Annotated in this window: 12 protein-coding genes; all 12 read right to left on the bottom strand. The window is 56.3% G+C overall.

Annotated elements, in window-relative coordinates:
- Nucleotides 1–18 precede the first annotated feature (18 nt).
- Nucleotides 19–1,989 (bottom strand): TonB-dependent receptor plug domain-containing protein, encoded by a 1,971-nt coding sequence (locus OGV79_RS16510; protein ID WP_286468726.1) that lies wholly within the window; start codon nt 1,987–1,989, stop codon nt 19–21.
- Between the two features lie 23 nt (nt 1,990–2,012).
- A complete protein-coding gene (modD, locus tag OGV79_RS16505) occupies nt 2,013–2,870 on the bottom strand; it encodes a ModD protein (protein ID WP_286468848.1) in 858 nt (285 codons plus the stop codon).
- Nucleotides 2,867–3,679 carry a class I SAM-dependent methyltransferase gene (locus OGV79_RS16500; RefSeq protein ID WP_286468725.1) on the bottom strand — a complete coding sequence of 271 codons (813 nt, stop codon included), beginning with the start codon at nt 3,677–3,679 and terminating at the stop codon, nt 2,867–2,869. The genes modD and OGV79_RS16500 overlap by 4 nt, the downstream gene beginning before the upstream one ends.
- Nucleotides 3,680–3,688: 9 nt before the next feature.
- A complete protein-coding gene (locus OGV79_RS16495; RefSeq protein WP_049011432.1) occupies nt 3,689–4,447 on the bottom strand; it encodes an ABC transporter ATP-binding protein in 759 nt (252 codons plus the stop codon).
- Nucleotides 4,444–5,403, bottom strand: a complete 960-nt coding sequence (locus OGV79_RS16490) for a FecCD family ABC transporter permease (protein ID WP_370906253.1) — start codon at nt 5,401–5,403, stop codon at nt 4,444–4,446. Before OGV79_RS16490 ends, OGV79_RS16495 begins: the two co-directional genes overlap by 4 nt.
- Nucleotides 5,404–5,429: 26 nt before the next feature.
- Entirely contained in the window at nt 5,430–6,452 is a 1,023-nt protein-coding gene (locus OGV79_RS16485) for an ABC transporter substrate-binding protein (RefSeq protein ID WP_071258544.1), read from the bottom strand.
- Between the two features lie 203 nt (nt 6,453–6,655).
- Nucleotides 6,656–8,368 carry an alpha,alpha-trehalase gene (locus OGV79_RS16480; RefSeq protein WP_058669261.1) on the bottom strand — a complete coding sequence of 571 codons (1,713 nt, stop codon included), beginning with the start codon at nt 8,366–8,368 and terminating at the stop codon, nt 6,656–6,658.
- 199 nt (nt 8,369–8,567) lie between these two features.
- On the bottom strand, nt 8,568–10,001 hold the full coding sequence (gene dhaM / locus OGV79_RS16475; RefSeq protein WP_286468724.1) for a dihydroxyacetone kinase phosphoryl donor subunit DhaM: 1,434 nt from the start codon (nt 9,999–10,001) through the stop codon (nt 8,568–8,570).
- Nucleotides 10,002–10,011: 10 nt separating this feature from the next.
- Entirely contained in the window at nt 10,012–10,644 is a 633-nt protein-coding gene (gene dhaL / locus OGV79_RS16470; RefSeq protein WP_012132103.1) for a dihydroxyacetone kinase subunit DhaL, read from the bottom strand.
- Between the two features lie 11 nt (nt 10,645–10,655).
- A complete protein-coding gene (dhaK, locus tag OGV79_RS16465) occupies nt 10,656–11,726 on the bottom strand; it encodes a dihydroxyacetone kinase subunit DhaK (protein ID WP_283314003.1) in 1,071 nt (356 codons plus the stop codon).
- Between the two features lie 242 nt (nt 11,727–11,968).
- Nucleotides 11,969–12,601, bottom strand: coding sequence for a winged helix-turn-helix transcriptional regulator (locus tag OGV79_RS16460; RefSeq protein WP_012132105.1), 633 nt, complete (start codon nt 12,599–12,601; stop codon nt 11,969–11,971).
- 72 nt (nt 12,602–12,673) lie between these two features.
- Nucleotides 12,674–13,336, bottom strand: coding sequence for a winged helix-turn-helix transcriptional regulator (locus OGV79_RS16455; protein ID WP_024130277.1), 663 nt, complete (start codon nt 13,334–13,336; stop codon nt 12,674–12,676).
- Nucleotides 13,337–13,632: the final 296 nt, after the last annotated feature.

The following is a 13,632-nucleotide window of genomic DNA, read 5'->3' as shown; positions in this document are numbered from 1 at the left end:
TTTCATTCGGCGGAACAATCAGAACTTATATTCCACCCCGGCCCAGAAATTACGGCCTTCCTCGATAAACCCTTCGCTGTAGGCATATTTCGTATCGAACAGGTTGTTCACGGACGCGTTGACGCTAAAACCGTAGCCCACCGCATAATCCGCGCGGATATGGGTAATGGCAAATCCGCCCGCTTTCTGTGAACCGTCTGAATTGCTGTAGCTGGAGGAACGCGCCTCTTCTGACAGCGTAATACTCAGCGGTTCCCACGGTTTGAACGTCATCCATGCGGTGAGCGTCTGCGTTGGCAAATCGGTGATTTCACCGATTTCATCACGCTTGACGTCCGCGTGGATCAGCCCGTAGCTCAGCCCGACATCCAGCATTTCAGACACATTGCCTTTGATTCCGGCATCCAGACCGGTGTAATCCACCCGGCCGCTATTGCGGTTCTGGATCGTATCGGCATCAATGTTGTGCGACAGGATTGCGTCGGTCACACGGTTATAGTACACGCTGACCTCGAATCCCCAGTCGCGGGTCAGCGAACCGTTCCAGGTCAGATCCACGCTGCGGGCGCGTTCGGGTTTTAACTGCGGGTTGACGATAGCCACCTGGTTATACGCCGGTTTCGACGTGGTATACCGCTCTTTGAGCGTCGGGAAACGCGTCCGGTCAGAGTAAGAGAGCGCCAGCGTGTCCTCGTTTGCGAAGTGGTATTTGGTCATGATCTGCCAGTTAAACGCCGACTGGTTGTTGTCGTCGTAGTGGGTTACGCTGCCGTCTTTTTCGTGTTTCATCCCTTCCAGACTGTCACGCCAGTCATAGCTAATACCGGCCACGACATCCACGTTATCGGCGGCGGCCCACTGGTATTCGCTGGCTAACGACCAGGTACGGTCTTCATAGCGATCGTATGCCGCATGCGGCGCGCCTTTTTCACGGTGGACGTCATCTTTCCAGTTAACGGCGAACGAGAGCAGATCGTTTTCACGCATTTCGGCAGCGAGTTGTAACCCTGCGCCATCGCTGTAATCGGAATAGTGGCTATAGCTGCCTTTCTTGTTTTTCAGGTCGGCAAGGGAGTTGTACATCATCAGCGTGTTTTCAAAGGTGTCGCGATAAAGCCGGCTTTTCAGCGTGAAGCGATCGCCCAGATGCGTGGTGCCCTGATAGTAATAACTCTCTTTATCGTATTGCGGCCACTGCCAGTAGCGCGACTTCTGGCTGCTGGTGCCTGCGTATGGCGGGTTGTCTTTTTCACCGTCCTGGTTGATATAGGTCAGGGTGTACTCGTCATTTTCGCGCGGCGTGAAGCCCAACTTAACAATGCCCCGTTTATCATCTGCCGACGAGTTGATCATCTTCCCGTTGCTGCCTGCAATGGCGTTGTCCACCCCGTGCGGCAGACCCAGGAAATCCTGCTTCAACTGGCTACCGCTGACTTGCAGATAACCCAGCTCATTACTGGCGCCAAACGAGGCGTGCATATCGTGGGCGTTATCTTTGCTCCGGCTCCATCCCTGGCGATAACCGATGCTCCCTTCGAGAGGTTTTGTCGGTTTTTTGGTGGTGATGTTGATCGCGCCGCCCATCTGGTTAGGGCCTTGCAACAGCGATGAGTAGCCTTTGGACACCTCAACGGAGGCAATGTCCGAGGTGAGGAAGCGCCCTAAGTCGAGGTTGCCGTCGTAAGGGATGTAAACCGGCACGCCGTCGAAAAAGATCGGAACCTGGCGGCTGTCAAAACCGCGAACTTTGACCTGCTGTTCGTTGCGGTTGCCTGATTTTTGCAACGCCACGCCGGGGATGACGCTTAATGCCTGCGCCACATTCTGCTTATCCAGATCCTGCATGGTTTGTTGACCAAGCACCGTGGTGGTCGCCGCAGAGGCGGGGCTCGACCAGACGGTCATGGTGTCGCTTTCTTGCCCAGCAAACGCATTATGCGCAAAAGCTACCGATAATGCCGTGTAAAGACAACTCTGAGTGAATTTCATTGTTTTTATTCCATTTATCAATGTTATATGTCACTTTCGTCCGGGTTCAGGATGACGTTGATATCCATCGGTGGTGCGTAGTACGGTGCGGATGTAATAAAGAGCCTGATACCACAGTCGAGATAACTCGCCAGAGTGGCGAGGTTGATGCCGCCAGTCAGCGCCAGCGTGCAATGGGGAGCCAGTGAAGGCGCCGTCCGGGCCACCTCCGCCGCCTGATGTGGGGTAAATTTGTCGAGTTGCAAAACGTCGGGGCCAGCGCGGAGCGCTTCAAGGGCTTCCTCTGGGGTGTCTGCTTCGACGACGATCTTTTTTTCTGGGGCATGACGGCGCAACTGCGAAATGGCCCCGGCCCAGTCGTTACCGGGGGCGAGAAAGCGGCGGTGATTTGCAAACAGCAGCACGGTCTCCGCGCACCCGGCGCGGTGAATGATTCCACCTGCGGCGAGCACCGCCTGTGCGGCTAGCAGCCGGGTGCCGGGAATGGCTTTACGCGTGCAGGCTATTTGCCCGTCGGGGTAACGGCTATGCAGGATGTGAAGCATGCTGTCGAGATAGTGTGAAACGCCGCAGCTCCACTCCAGTACGTTTTGTACGGCCTTCCAGCCCTGGTGCAGCGCCGCCGCATTCCCGCTGACGCTGATCAATTGTTGACCGGCTGCGGCGCGCTCACCGTCGTTCATCTGCTCCAGGACGGTCAGCCCCAGCGACTGCAACATTTGTCTGGCCACGGCAATGCCGCTCACGCAGCCGCCCTGGCGATGGCGGAAGGCCATGCGGCCTGGCAGATTGCCGATGCCCAGAGCGCGCGTGGTCAGGTCGCCTCCCTGAATATCCTCCAGCAGCAATGCGTCCGTCTGTGCGTGTGAGAAGTAGATCATTTCAGCGCCTTTTGTGGAATGCTGTCCCACCAGATCAGCGCCCAGTCCCGGCTGGCCGGGGCAAGGGCGCTGGCATCCTGCTGTTGATACCAGCGGTACAGACGCTCACGCTCTTCATCGCTGATGTCGCCCATGCTCCAGCGAATGTTCTCAGCAAAGCGTTCCCAGGTACTGTTGTCCTGCTGGCAGTTCTGCCCACGGATAAAATCGACATGGGCGCAGATCCCCATCTGGTACAGGACATTGAGGGCATAAATATAGTTAGGCAGCTCGATAACCTCGCGACCCAACGCGCGCTGGATAGTGGGGGAAACAAAAGAGGAACTGACCAGGTGCGTGGTATAGACGCGCAGCCGCGCCTGGTTGTTGAGCTTTGTCATCGCCTGGCGCATATCCGCAACGAGCGTTGAGCGGGAGGCAACGGCGATATCGCAGCGCGGAAGATCGCTCCAGTCCTCTTCCCAGGCGCGTTGCACCCAGTGAACATGGGTTGCCCGTTGCTCTGTCGCACGACGGGCGGCAACGCGCAGCATTCCGGGGCTGTAATCCACGCCGCAGATATGCGGTATTTTGCCCGCCAACGCCAGCGAGACGGTGCCCGGGCCGCAGCCCATATCAAACAGCGAGTTCACGCCCTGCAAATCCATTTTCTCCATCAGCTGTTGCAGGTAGGTGTCCGTCGGTGACGCGCAGTTTTCTGCCATTTTCTCTGCCCGTTTATCCCAATGGTCGGGAGTTTTTTCCGTTCGTTTCGCCTGCAACAGCTGCTGGCGGTAGAGGTCTGCAAAATCAATGTCATCAATGAGCATGGCTGTCCCTTATTGCTGATCGCCAAAAAGATGGCGGTGGATTTGTGTGGGCGAGACCCGATAAAGCGCGGCCAGATTGTCGGCAGCGAGCTGGCGTTCTGGCGCGCCTTGCGATACCTGGCCGTCGGACTCCACGCGCACGACGCTGTCGGCTATCGCCCTGGCATGGAGCGGATGATGGGTTGACATCAGTAGCGCCATCCCCGTTTTTTTCAGTGTCACCAGCGTGTCGAGCAGGCGGATCTGGTGACCAAAGTCGAGGCTGGAGGCGGGTTCATCCAGCAGTAGCAGGCGAGGGCGTTGCGCCAGAGCGCGGGCGATCAGCACCAGTTGACGCTCTCCGCCGCTCAGGGTGTTCCAGCGTCGGTGCGCCAGATGGACGATTTCAAGCGCGGCGAGCTGCTGCTGGGCAATTTCTCGCTCCCTGGCGCCGGGAACGGCGAATGCCGCCATTTTCGGCGTCAGCCCCATCATCACCATATCCAGAGCAGTGAAGGCGAACGCGCCGTCGTGCGCCTGTGGCACCCAGGCAATGGCGCTGGCGCGCTCCCGGTCTGAAAAACGCTGCACCGCCACGCCATCAAGCAGGATGTCGCCGCTGATCAAGGGGAGAACGCCAAGAATGGTGCGCATCAGCGTGGTCTTGCCGCTGCCGTTTGCGCCGAGTAAACAGCAAATTTCTCCCGCCGGTACGGTAAAAGAGACGTCGCGCAAAACCGGGCGTCGGGCGTATCCCAGGTTGGCGTGGCGAACTGTCAGTCGTGTCATTGGCGTCCTCCACGCAGCAGAAGCAGCAAAAAGAAAGGAGCGCCGATAAATGCGGTGAGGATACCCAGTGGAATCTCCGTACTGCTGATTGCGCGCGCGAGCGTGTCGGTCAGCAGCAGTAAAATGGCGCCGGCGCCCATTGAGACAGGAAGCAACTGTTGGTGGTTATTGCCGGTGAGCAACCTGCCGATATGCGGCACGACTAAGCCTATCCAGCCGATAATCCCGGCAATCGCCACCGTGCTGGCGGTGATGAGCGTCGCGCAGACAATCAGCGCGAGCCGAAGGCGGGTAACGTTGATGCCCAGGGAACGGGCTTCATCATCTGAAAGCGTCAGTAAATTCATACGCCAGCGCAGTAGCAGCAAAGGGATGGCGCCGAACAGAATCAGCGGCGCTGAGAAGCAAAGATCATGCAGCGTGATGGTAGAGAGTCCGCCGAGTAACCAGAAGGTGATGGAGGGCAACTGGGTATAGGGATCGGCCAGCGTTTTTATCAGGGAAATTCCCGCTCCGCACAGCGTACCGAGCGCGATACCCACCAGCACAAGGGTTAATACGGGGTCGTGACGCGTCACCCGACGGGTAATCAGCCAGACGCCAGCAACCACCAGCAGACCGCCGCCGAACGCGTAGAGCTGGATAAACAAAATCGGCAGGCCCAGCAAAATCGCCGTACATGCGCCTAAACCCGCTCCGGCGGCAACGCCGAGAATATCCGGGGAGACCAGCGGATTGCGAAACATCCCCTGATACGTCGTGCCCGCGCCCGCCAGCGCAGCGCCCAGCAGCAGCGCGGCGAGAATGCGGGGGAGGCGGATCTGCCAGAACACGATTTGATCCTGTGTCGGCACCGTGTCATGGCTGAAGATCATCGCCAGCACCTGCCGGGCATCGAGGTGATAAGCGCCCGATACGCTGGCAAAGGCAATACAGAGAAGGGCAATCCCCAGCATCAGGACAGAAAGGGTGGTCGTTCTCATCAGATGATCGCCCACTGTTGATACTGTTCGTCAGTCAGCGACGTATGCCAGAACAGGCGCGCATAACGCACCATATCGTCTTTAAAATGTTGATTAACGTTCGGGTCCAGCCAGGCATGCAACCGGCGCAGCCCGAGTAAACGGTTAATGCCCGGCGGCGCATCCAGCCAGCCAAATGGCAGGCCGCTCAGGAAAAGAATGCGCTTGTCCGCAACCGCCTTAACGCCTTGCCAGACGGGGTCATGACGCAGGTAGTGCGCCGTGGCGGCATCCTGTACCAGAATGATGTCGGGCTGCCAGGTGAGTAAGTTTTCCATAGATACCTGGGCCAGTCCGCTTCGTCCGGGGATTCGCGCTACGTTGTGTAATCCCAGTAACTCTGCCGCTTCCGTATGCAGCGATCCCTGTAATCCCGTCTCCAGACCTCGGGCGCCCCGCGCCGCATAAAAACGAATACCGGCAGCAGGCGTGCGGGAAAACGCGAGCGCTTGCGCAATGAAGCGCTGAGCCAGCGCCGCCTGAGCGGCAGTACGCGCCTCCATTCCCAGCGCTTGTCCTGCGGCTTGCAGTTGTTCCGGCGTTTGCCGCAGTTCACCGTTAATCAGCAACCACGGAATCCGGGTCTGAGCGCTGACCTGGCGCGCCTGCGAGAGCCAGGTTTCATCGGCGTTGCCGCAATCCACTACCAGATCGGGATGCAGGGCCAGCAGTCCTTCCAGAGACAACGTGCTGGCGCGCCCCGCCAGCCTGCCCAGTTTGGGCAACGTCTGAATGGACTCGGGGAAGGGAATCGCCGCCTGGCGCGAGAAATCAAAAGAGGAGAAACCCACCAGCTTTTCCGGCGCGACGGCCAGCAGTAACACATCGGCGGGCGCACCGGCGCTCACCACGCGGCGAATAATATTGCCTTCCGGCGGGCGGCCAATAGCAAACGTCAGCGGTGTCTGCGCAATGCCAGGGAGGTGGCGAAACAGCAGCGCAGAGGCCATTGCCTGAGCGAATCTCCGTCTTGTGAGCGGCATTGTTTTCATCCTGAAATGGTTAAAAAATCGCTATATGTTTACATATATAACGTTAAAAAACTTGTTCAGTATCAAATTCTCACCGATGAAAAGGGGGAGTAACCCTTAAGAGCTATGAGGGGCAGAGATGAACGCGCGGCATTGCCAGGAAGAAAAATCCGCGACGGCGCGCGGATTTTTGTCAGCATGATGGTCGGGTCACATTACGGCGTGGTTTCAACCTGTTTTTGCGGCGCAGGCTGGGAAGCGCCTGGCGCTGCGGGGCGAGTGGCCGGTACGCTGTCGCACGGTTTCTCTTTTGGACAGATCAGGTCGAGCATTTTTAACGTCACGCCGTTGGTCCAGCCGAAACCATCCTGAAGAGGGTATTCTCCACCGCCGCCGCCGGTTCCCGTACTGCTGACGTCATATTTCTCAACCAGCTTTTGTTCGCGGTCGTAGGTATGCTGAACGTTAGTGAGGAAGCGCCAGGTGACATCCATCGCGATGTTGTCCTGCCCGTAATTCTGCAACCCTTCGGTCGCCACCCACTGTAACGGCGCCCAGCCATTGGGGGCGTCCCATTGCTGCCCGCTTTTCACCGAGGTGGTGGACAGTCCTCCAGGCTGCAACAGGTGCGCCTGGGTCGCGGCAGCCACTTTGCTGGCGCGATCTTTCGCCGCCGCGTTGACATACAGCGGGAACAGCGTGGCCGCCGTCAGTTGGTTACGCACCTTTTTGCTTTTCAGATCGTAGTCGGCATACCAGCCTTCCTGATTGTTCCACAGGTGCGTTTCAATGCCTTTCTGACGGGCGCTGGCGAGCGCTTCATACTGGTTCGCGTTGGCGTCATCGCCTGCCGCTTTGCTGGCGCGCGCCAGCATTTTCTCCAGTTTATACAGCAGGGCGTTGAGATCGACAGGGACGATGCTGGTGGTGCGAATGGTGCTCAGCTGATTCGGATCGTCCATCCAGCGCGAGCTGAAATCCCAGCCCGATGCGGCGGCAGATCGCAGGTCGCGATAAATCTCGGTTGCCGGGCGGTTCGGGTTGCTCTTCGCGGTGGTGATATCTTCCATCCACGACTCCGGTCGCGGCGTGTCCCGGTCATCCCAGTAGCGGTTCAGGACGGTGCCGTCATCCAGTTTCACCACGCGCTTATTCTGCTCGCCGGGCTGGAGATTCTCCACGCCCTCCATCCAGTAGGCATACTCTTTTTGCAACTGCGGCAGGTATTTTTTCAGGGCGTCGTCGCCCTCATGCTGCGCCAGCAATTCCACCATAAATGCGAAGAAAGGCGGCTGCGAGCGGCTCAGATAGTAGGTACGGTTGCCGTTGGGGATATGCCCCCAGGAGTCCAGTTCATAGCCGAAATTCGCCACCATATCGGCGACCTTATCCCAGTGATCGCTTTCGGCAAGTCCCAGCATGGTGAAATAGCTATCCCAATAATAGACTTCCCGGAAACGTCCGCCAGGCACCACATACGGTTCCGGCAGCGGCAATAACGAATCCCATTTTCCGGCGCTTTCCGTTGTGCGGGTCAACACGGGCCACAGGCCGTCAATATGTTCACGCAGCGACTGTCCTTCCGGCGGAACGTATTTTTCCCCTTCTTTGGGCAGCGTAAAGTTCACATCAACAAAGTGACGCAAATCGAAGCCTGACTGGTTTCGTTGCATCCGGTAATCCGCGAGGATCATCAGCGGATCGCTGTTAGGCACGGCATCGGCGAACGTTTTCTGATCGGGGAACAGTTTGGCGCTCTGCACGTCATTAAACAGCGGCCCCAGCAGAATATCCGGGGGCTGCGGAGGACTGGCTGGCTGTTCCTCAGCGTGCGCCGAGAGCGACGCGAATGTCAGCAGGGTGCCTGCAACGGTCAGTTTTATGGCGAAAGAGAGCGTGCCGGAATGGCGAAGCGCAGGTGTTATCATCAATATTCTCCTTAACGGCGTGCCGCAGTCAGCGGCATGAACCATGACAAAACCTTAGTCCAGGATTGCCATGTGCGCGTGATCGAACCGCTATTTTGGGAACTGGTAAACATTTCCCGTTATCGCCGGTTGAAGCGTGGGGATGAACGCGGTGATGCGACAGCGCGCCCTCAGAAGAGGACGCGCGATGGGAGAGAGGTCAGTCAGAAAAGAGAATGCGCTGTGCCGCGAGATCCAGCGTAATCGACTCGCCGGTGCTCAGGGCGTATACCGCTTCCCCTTGCTGACAAAGCCAGCCGATCCCCATTTCACGGGCGATGATTGCCGAATGTGATTCATTGCTGCCTGCGCTCAGGCAGATCCCTTTAACCGTCTGTGGGTCGAACTGCAACACGGTGGACGGGAAGATATTTTCCGCCGCCACGATAGTCGGGCGCGTGAATACCGGCAAGCGCGCGTTTATTCCGCTCAGGTGCCTCAGCGTCCGATGGAGAATATCGTCGATATCGATATAGCGGGCTTGTAAATAGGCGTCGTCGAGCTGTCGGTACTGATCGCGGAGATCGTCCAGCACGCTGCGCCACGCCGTTTCTGCCCGACACGATTTATCACGCATCACCTCACACGCCATCTCGTACAGCTCGGGGTCATCCAGCAGCGTGTGATGCCCGGAAAAAATCGCCGCCAGATCGGCGGAGTATTTATCTTCCGCCAGCGTGGTCAGCGCGTTGAGATCGTCCAGCGTCTGACGAATCGCCGTTTGCAGGCGCTGCTGCTCTTCCGGCAAATTGACGGTCGTCGGATTCGCGACGTCCGGTGCAGCGGGGGAATAGCAGAACACCACGCCGGAGACCTGCGCGGGGAGCTGACGCGCCGTGCTGCTGGCAGGCGTCTCCTCCACGGACTCGCCAAAGTTTTCCGTCGCCAGCTGTTTGAATGCCGCCAGCGCCTCGTCGGCCTGTTCTCCTTTGGCGATCAGGCGCAGAGTATCGTTGCAGCGCACCTGTAATAACGCTATCTGATTCAGGCTGTCCGGCGTCACGCATTTGCCATTTTTCTCCAGCAGCATGTCGGCCCGAAACCCCGACAACGTGGAGACCAGGTGCGATGCCGGACGAACATGCAGCCCGTTTGGATTTTTCACCACAACAGAAATGGAGTGGGCGTCGTTATCCTGAAATGCTGGTTTTGTGGCGACGCCCCCGGTTTGAGTGGGTGACGGTAAACCCAGTTGTTCACGCTTGGCGTCCAGCGCGCTCATGGCGTCATTGATGACTTTATCAATACCGGCGCCCATTGCCGCGCTGACCGTCGCCGCCAGCGTGCCTTCTACCAGCGGCGCCGCGCATAAGCGGACTTTCGCCGCAATCGCCGGGTCGAGCAAATCCAGGGCGGTTTCGGCGCTCAATAATGCGCTGCCCATATCCATCATGACCAGGATATGGTCCGCATCAGCCACGGATTCGATGGCTTCCATCACCTTGAGCGGATCGGTGCCAATCGGATTTTGTGGGTCGTCGATACCGGCTGCAATCGCGAGTTTACAACCATCGCCGATTAACATCTGCCGGGCTAACTGCCCGACGCCTTCACCCAACAGGGCGCTGTGCGAAACAATGACCAGGTTTACCATCGCGTTATCCTTACTCTTTTGCCGCTGCCGCCAGCATTTGCATCATGAACATCACGGAGGTTGCACCCGGGTCCTGATGGCCGATGCTGCGCTCGCCAAGATAGCTGGCGCGCCCTTTGCGGGCCTGCATGGTGATGGTGCTCTGCGCCGCCGCTTCGGCCTGGGCGCTGGCGGCATCCAGCGCCGCCTGCACCGACAGGTGCTGTTCGCATGACTGGCGCAGCGACTCCACAACCGGCCCCCAGACGTCACACATGGTTTTATCGCCAGGCTCCGCTTTACCTCGGCTGGTCACGCCTTCCGCACCTTCCCGCATCATCTGGTACAGCTCGTCGAGCGTCAGGCTCTGGTGCGCCTGTGTCACCTGGGCGGCGCGAATGAAGAACGTGCCGAACAGCGGGCCGCTGGCGCCGCCGACGCTGGAGAGCAGCACCATCCCTGTGTTCTTCAGAATGAAGCCGATGTCTTTATCCGCAATCGCGGGTAATTTTTCGACGACTTTACTGAAGCCGCGATGCATATTCAGCCCGTGGTCGGCGTCGCCAATCTCTCTGTCCAGACCCGTCAGATAATCACTCTCTTTGGTGAAAATCTCACCGCAGCGATAGAGCCAGTTAACAATGTGTGTTCTGTTGAGTGACATACATAATCTCCTTATTTGCCCCAGTTGAGCGCAGGCGTGTGAACCGGCGCATCCCAGAGCGCGAGCGTTTCATCGTCCACTTTTAGCAGGGTGATGGAAAAGCCGGTCATATCCAGAGAGGTGCAGTAAGAGCCGATCAGGTTGCGTTCAATGGTAATGCCGCTTTCCTGACAGCGGCTTTCAAGCCGGTTATAGACGCCGAACAGTTCAGACAGCGGCGTAGCGCCGAGGTTGTTGACCAGCGCAATGACGCGATCGCCACGCTGCAACGGCTGTTTGCTCTGCTTATCTTCCTGCCAGCTTCCCTGATGATGATCCCAGTGACGCAGCGTGCGGCTGTATGCGCCGTTTTCCAGCAGCGTGTCAAACATTTCATCGACAGTTTGATCGAGAGAAGAGAAGGGGCGACGGTCAATGCCGGGTTCGCCGTGAATTCCCACGCCAAACTCCATTTCGTTATCCTGCAATGTGAAGGACGGTTTGCCCGCCGCAGGCACGGTACAGGCATTGAGCGCGATGCCGATTGAATGCCCCTGATTATTCAGCTTACGGCCAAGCTCCGCGCAGGCTTCCAACGTGTCACCGCGTTCTGCGGCCGCGCCCACCAGTTTTTCAATTAATACCGTATTGGCGACGCCGCGACGACCGGCGGTATAAAGGCTGTCTTTGACCGCTACATCATCATCCACCACGACGGTGGTGACTTTTACGCCGCTGTCGTGCAGCAGCTCCGTGGCGGTTTCAAAATTCAGGATGTCGCCGGTGTAATTTTTAATGATCAGTAAGACGCCTTCGCCGCCGTCAATGTGCATGGCGCACTCAAACATTTTGTCTGGCGTCGGTGAGGTAAATATTTCGCCCGGGCAGGCGCCGGAGAGCATGCCAGGCCCAATATAGCCGCAGTGCATGGGCTCATGCCCGCTGCCGCCGCCGGAAAGCAGCGCCACTTTTCCTGCCACTGGCGCATCTGACCGGGTAACGTAGACCGGGTCCTGATGCAGCGTCAGCGTCGGGTACGCTTTTGCCAGACCAGCGAGTTGTTCGTTCAGTACCTCTTCTACACGGTTAATCAGCTTTTTCATTATTTTGCTCCGCATCTTCTGCTGTAGGGGTATCGGTTGTGTACCATGACACGGCTACCACTCACTGCCGATAACCTTATTGTGCAACAGTGAGCGGAAAAGAAAATTCGGCCATAACATGTTTCATCAACGGAACATTTATGCTTAATCACGTTTCATTATGGAACGTAAAGGCGAGGTAATCGTCAGAATTGCGATCCCGACCAACGAATGCCGCCGCTTTAAGCGTAAAAAACGGGGGGTTAGAAACGAGAAGGGAGGTGATTAATTGCGATTAATTTGCCCTGTTCCAGTTCGATATAGCCGCCTTTTTTCAGCGCTGACAGCATCTTCATCACGCTGCTGCGCGAAAGGCGGGTACGTTCAAGAATATACTGGTAGGCCGCCATCTGAGAACGGATGCTTTCCGGCTCCTGGCTTAGCGCCTGCAACTGGTAGCACAGCAGGTCGTAAGCGGTCGGCGCTGTCGCCATTTCATTCTGGATAAACAATTTATTGGTGACGATGATCATATGCTTTGCCATGATCTCCCACAGGTGCTTGCGCTCAATGGTTTCCATCACATCATCCAGGGGAATTGTCGCCGCTTCGCACTCTTCGAGCGCGCGAATCAGCAGTTTATCCGACAGGGCGCTGGTGAACCCCAGGGATACCGGGGCAGAAGCTATCCCCAGCAACAGACTATTTTCGATGTTCTCAATGCTTACAACGCCCGTGCGGAAAAACAGGCACTGGTGCTCGCCCCCCTGGACGAAGACAAAGCGACTTCCGCGAGGATACCGTTTGAAATCCTGTTCTGACGTGAGTGCGTTGAGCAGCGCAATTGCATAGGGCGAAGGCTGCTTCAGTTGATTAAAGGAAGAATCCAGGGGCATGGTAGGTGTTATCCGGTCACTGTCATTGTCATTCTATTTTAGTGGCTCTGCGTTAATGCGTGTTGAGCATAGCTAGTATTTCAGGGGAATATTCTGCTGAATTTGCTTCAGAACACCACGATCGGTCACGATGTAGCCGCCTTTTTTTAAATCGGCCAGTATCTTCATCACGCTGCTGCGCGACAGAAATGTTCTTGACTGAATATAATTTGCGGCAGTTATATTTTGCCTGAATTCATTAGACTCACGCATTAATTCATACAACTGAGCGCGAATAATATCATAGGATGTCGGCGCTGAAATGCGCGTACAGTGGTCGTACACCCGACCGGCGGTGTAGATAAGCACCTTCGCCAGACTTTCCCAAAGATTCTCATTTGCTATAACGTCGTTAACTTTCTCCAGTGGAATAAAGGCGATCTCAGAGCACTCCTCACTGCGCATCAGCAAATATTCAGCATCAACCAGTTGATTGCTGAGGCCAAAAATAAAGGGGGCGACTTCTGAGTTAAGCATGAAGCCGTCCCGTGCTCTGAAAACCCCAATGGTTCCCTTCAGCAATAAATAACATTGATGTGGTCTATTATTTTCGTTGTTAATAATTTGTCTGCATTTTGTTTCTCGTGTGTTTGCGTGTGGCTTCAGGTGCGCAATCAGTTTTTCTACATGTTCAATTGGCTTCAGAGGCAGAGCCTTATACATACTTGATTCAATAGCTATTTTGGTTTCAGGCATGATCTGTCCTCCCATATAATAGTTTCTGTAATAGCGTAACGTCTTGCTTGAGCTAATAATTATGGTGACAGACTAAAAATAAGTGAATCCAGAACAAGGTGTAAAATTACACCAAAAAATCACTTGAGCAAATATGTGCATTTATATGAAAATTTAAATTAAGGAGAACTTAATTGACATCGCGCCTTGATTCAGGATTCAAACCGCTAACGTGATGCGGCCCGGAATGATGAAGGGGAAATCGCATGTTATTTATCTCCTTGTCTTTACGATGATAGCCAAAAATAAGCGTTTCC

The organism is Citrobacter sp. CK185 (assembly GCF_030333565.1).
Lineage (GTDB): Bacteria > Pseudomonadota > Gammaproteobacteria > Enterobacterales > Enterobacteriaceae > Citrobacter_B > Citrobacter_B koseri.
The sequence above is the reverse complement of the archived record's forward strand: the minus strand, read 5'-3'. Positions and strand labels throughout refer to the sequence as shown.

What these genes read in the sequence shown, in the direction of transcription:
- OGV79_RS16495 (WP_049011432.1), bottom strand. Translation starts at nt 4,447, where the DNA reads ATGACACGACTGACAGTTCGCCACGCCAACCTGGGATACGCCCGACGC.
- dhaM (WP_286468724.1), bottom strand. Translation starts at nt 10,001, where the DNA reads ATGGTAAACCTGGTCATTGTTTCGCACAGCGCCCTGTTGGGTGAAGGC.
- dhaK (WP_283314003.1), bottom strand. Translation starts at nt 11,726, where the DNA reads ATGAAAAAGCTGATTAACCGTGTAGAAGAGGTACTGAACGAACAACTC.
- OGV79_RS16480 (WP_058669261.1), bottom strand. Translation starts at nt 8,368, where the DNA reads ATGATAACACCTGCGCTTCGCCATTCCGGCACGCTCTCTTTCGCCATA.
- OGV79_RS16510 (WP_286468726.1), bottom strand. Translation starts at nt 1,989, where the DNA reads ATGAAATTCACTCAGAGTTGTCTTTACACGGCATTATCGGTAGCTTTT.
- OGV79_RS16485 (WP_071258544.1), bottom strand. Translation starts at nt 6,452, where the DNA reads ATGCCGCTCACAAGACGGAGATTCGCTCAGGCAATGGCCTCTGCGCTG.
- OGV79_RS16460 (WP_012132105.1), bottom strand. Translation starts at nt 12,601, where the DNA reads ATGCCCCTGGATTCTTCCTTTAATCAACTGAAGCAGCCTTCGCCCTAT.
- modD (WP_286468848.1), bottom strand. Translation starts at nt 2,870, where the DNA reads ATGATCTACTTCTCACACGCACAGACGGACGCATTGCTGCTGGAGGAT.
- dhaL (WP_012132103.1), bottom strand. Translation starts at nt 10,644, where the DNA reads ATGTCACTCAACAGAACACACATTGTTAACTGGCTCTATCGCTGCGGT.
- OGV79_RS16490 (WP_370906253.1), bottom strand. Translation starts at nt 5,403, where the DNA reads ATGCTGGGGATTGCCCTTCTCTGTATTGCCTTTGCCAGCGTATCGGGC.
- OGV79_RS16500 (WP_286468725.1), bottom strand. Translation starts at nt 3,679, where the DNA reads ATGCTCATTGATGACATTGATTTTGCAGACCTCTACCGCCAGCAGCTG.
- OGV79_RS16455 (WP_024130277.1), bottom strand. Translation starts at nt 13,336, where the DNA reads ATGCCTGAAACCAAAATAGCTATTGAATCAAGTATGTATAAGGCTCTG.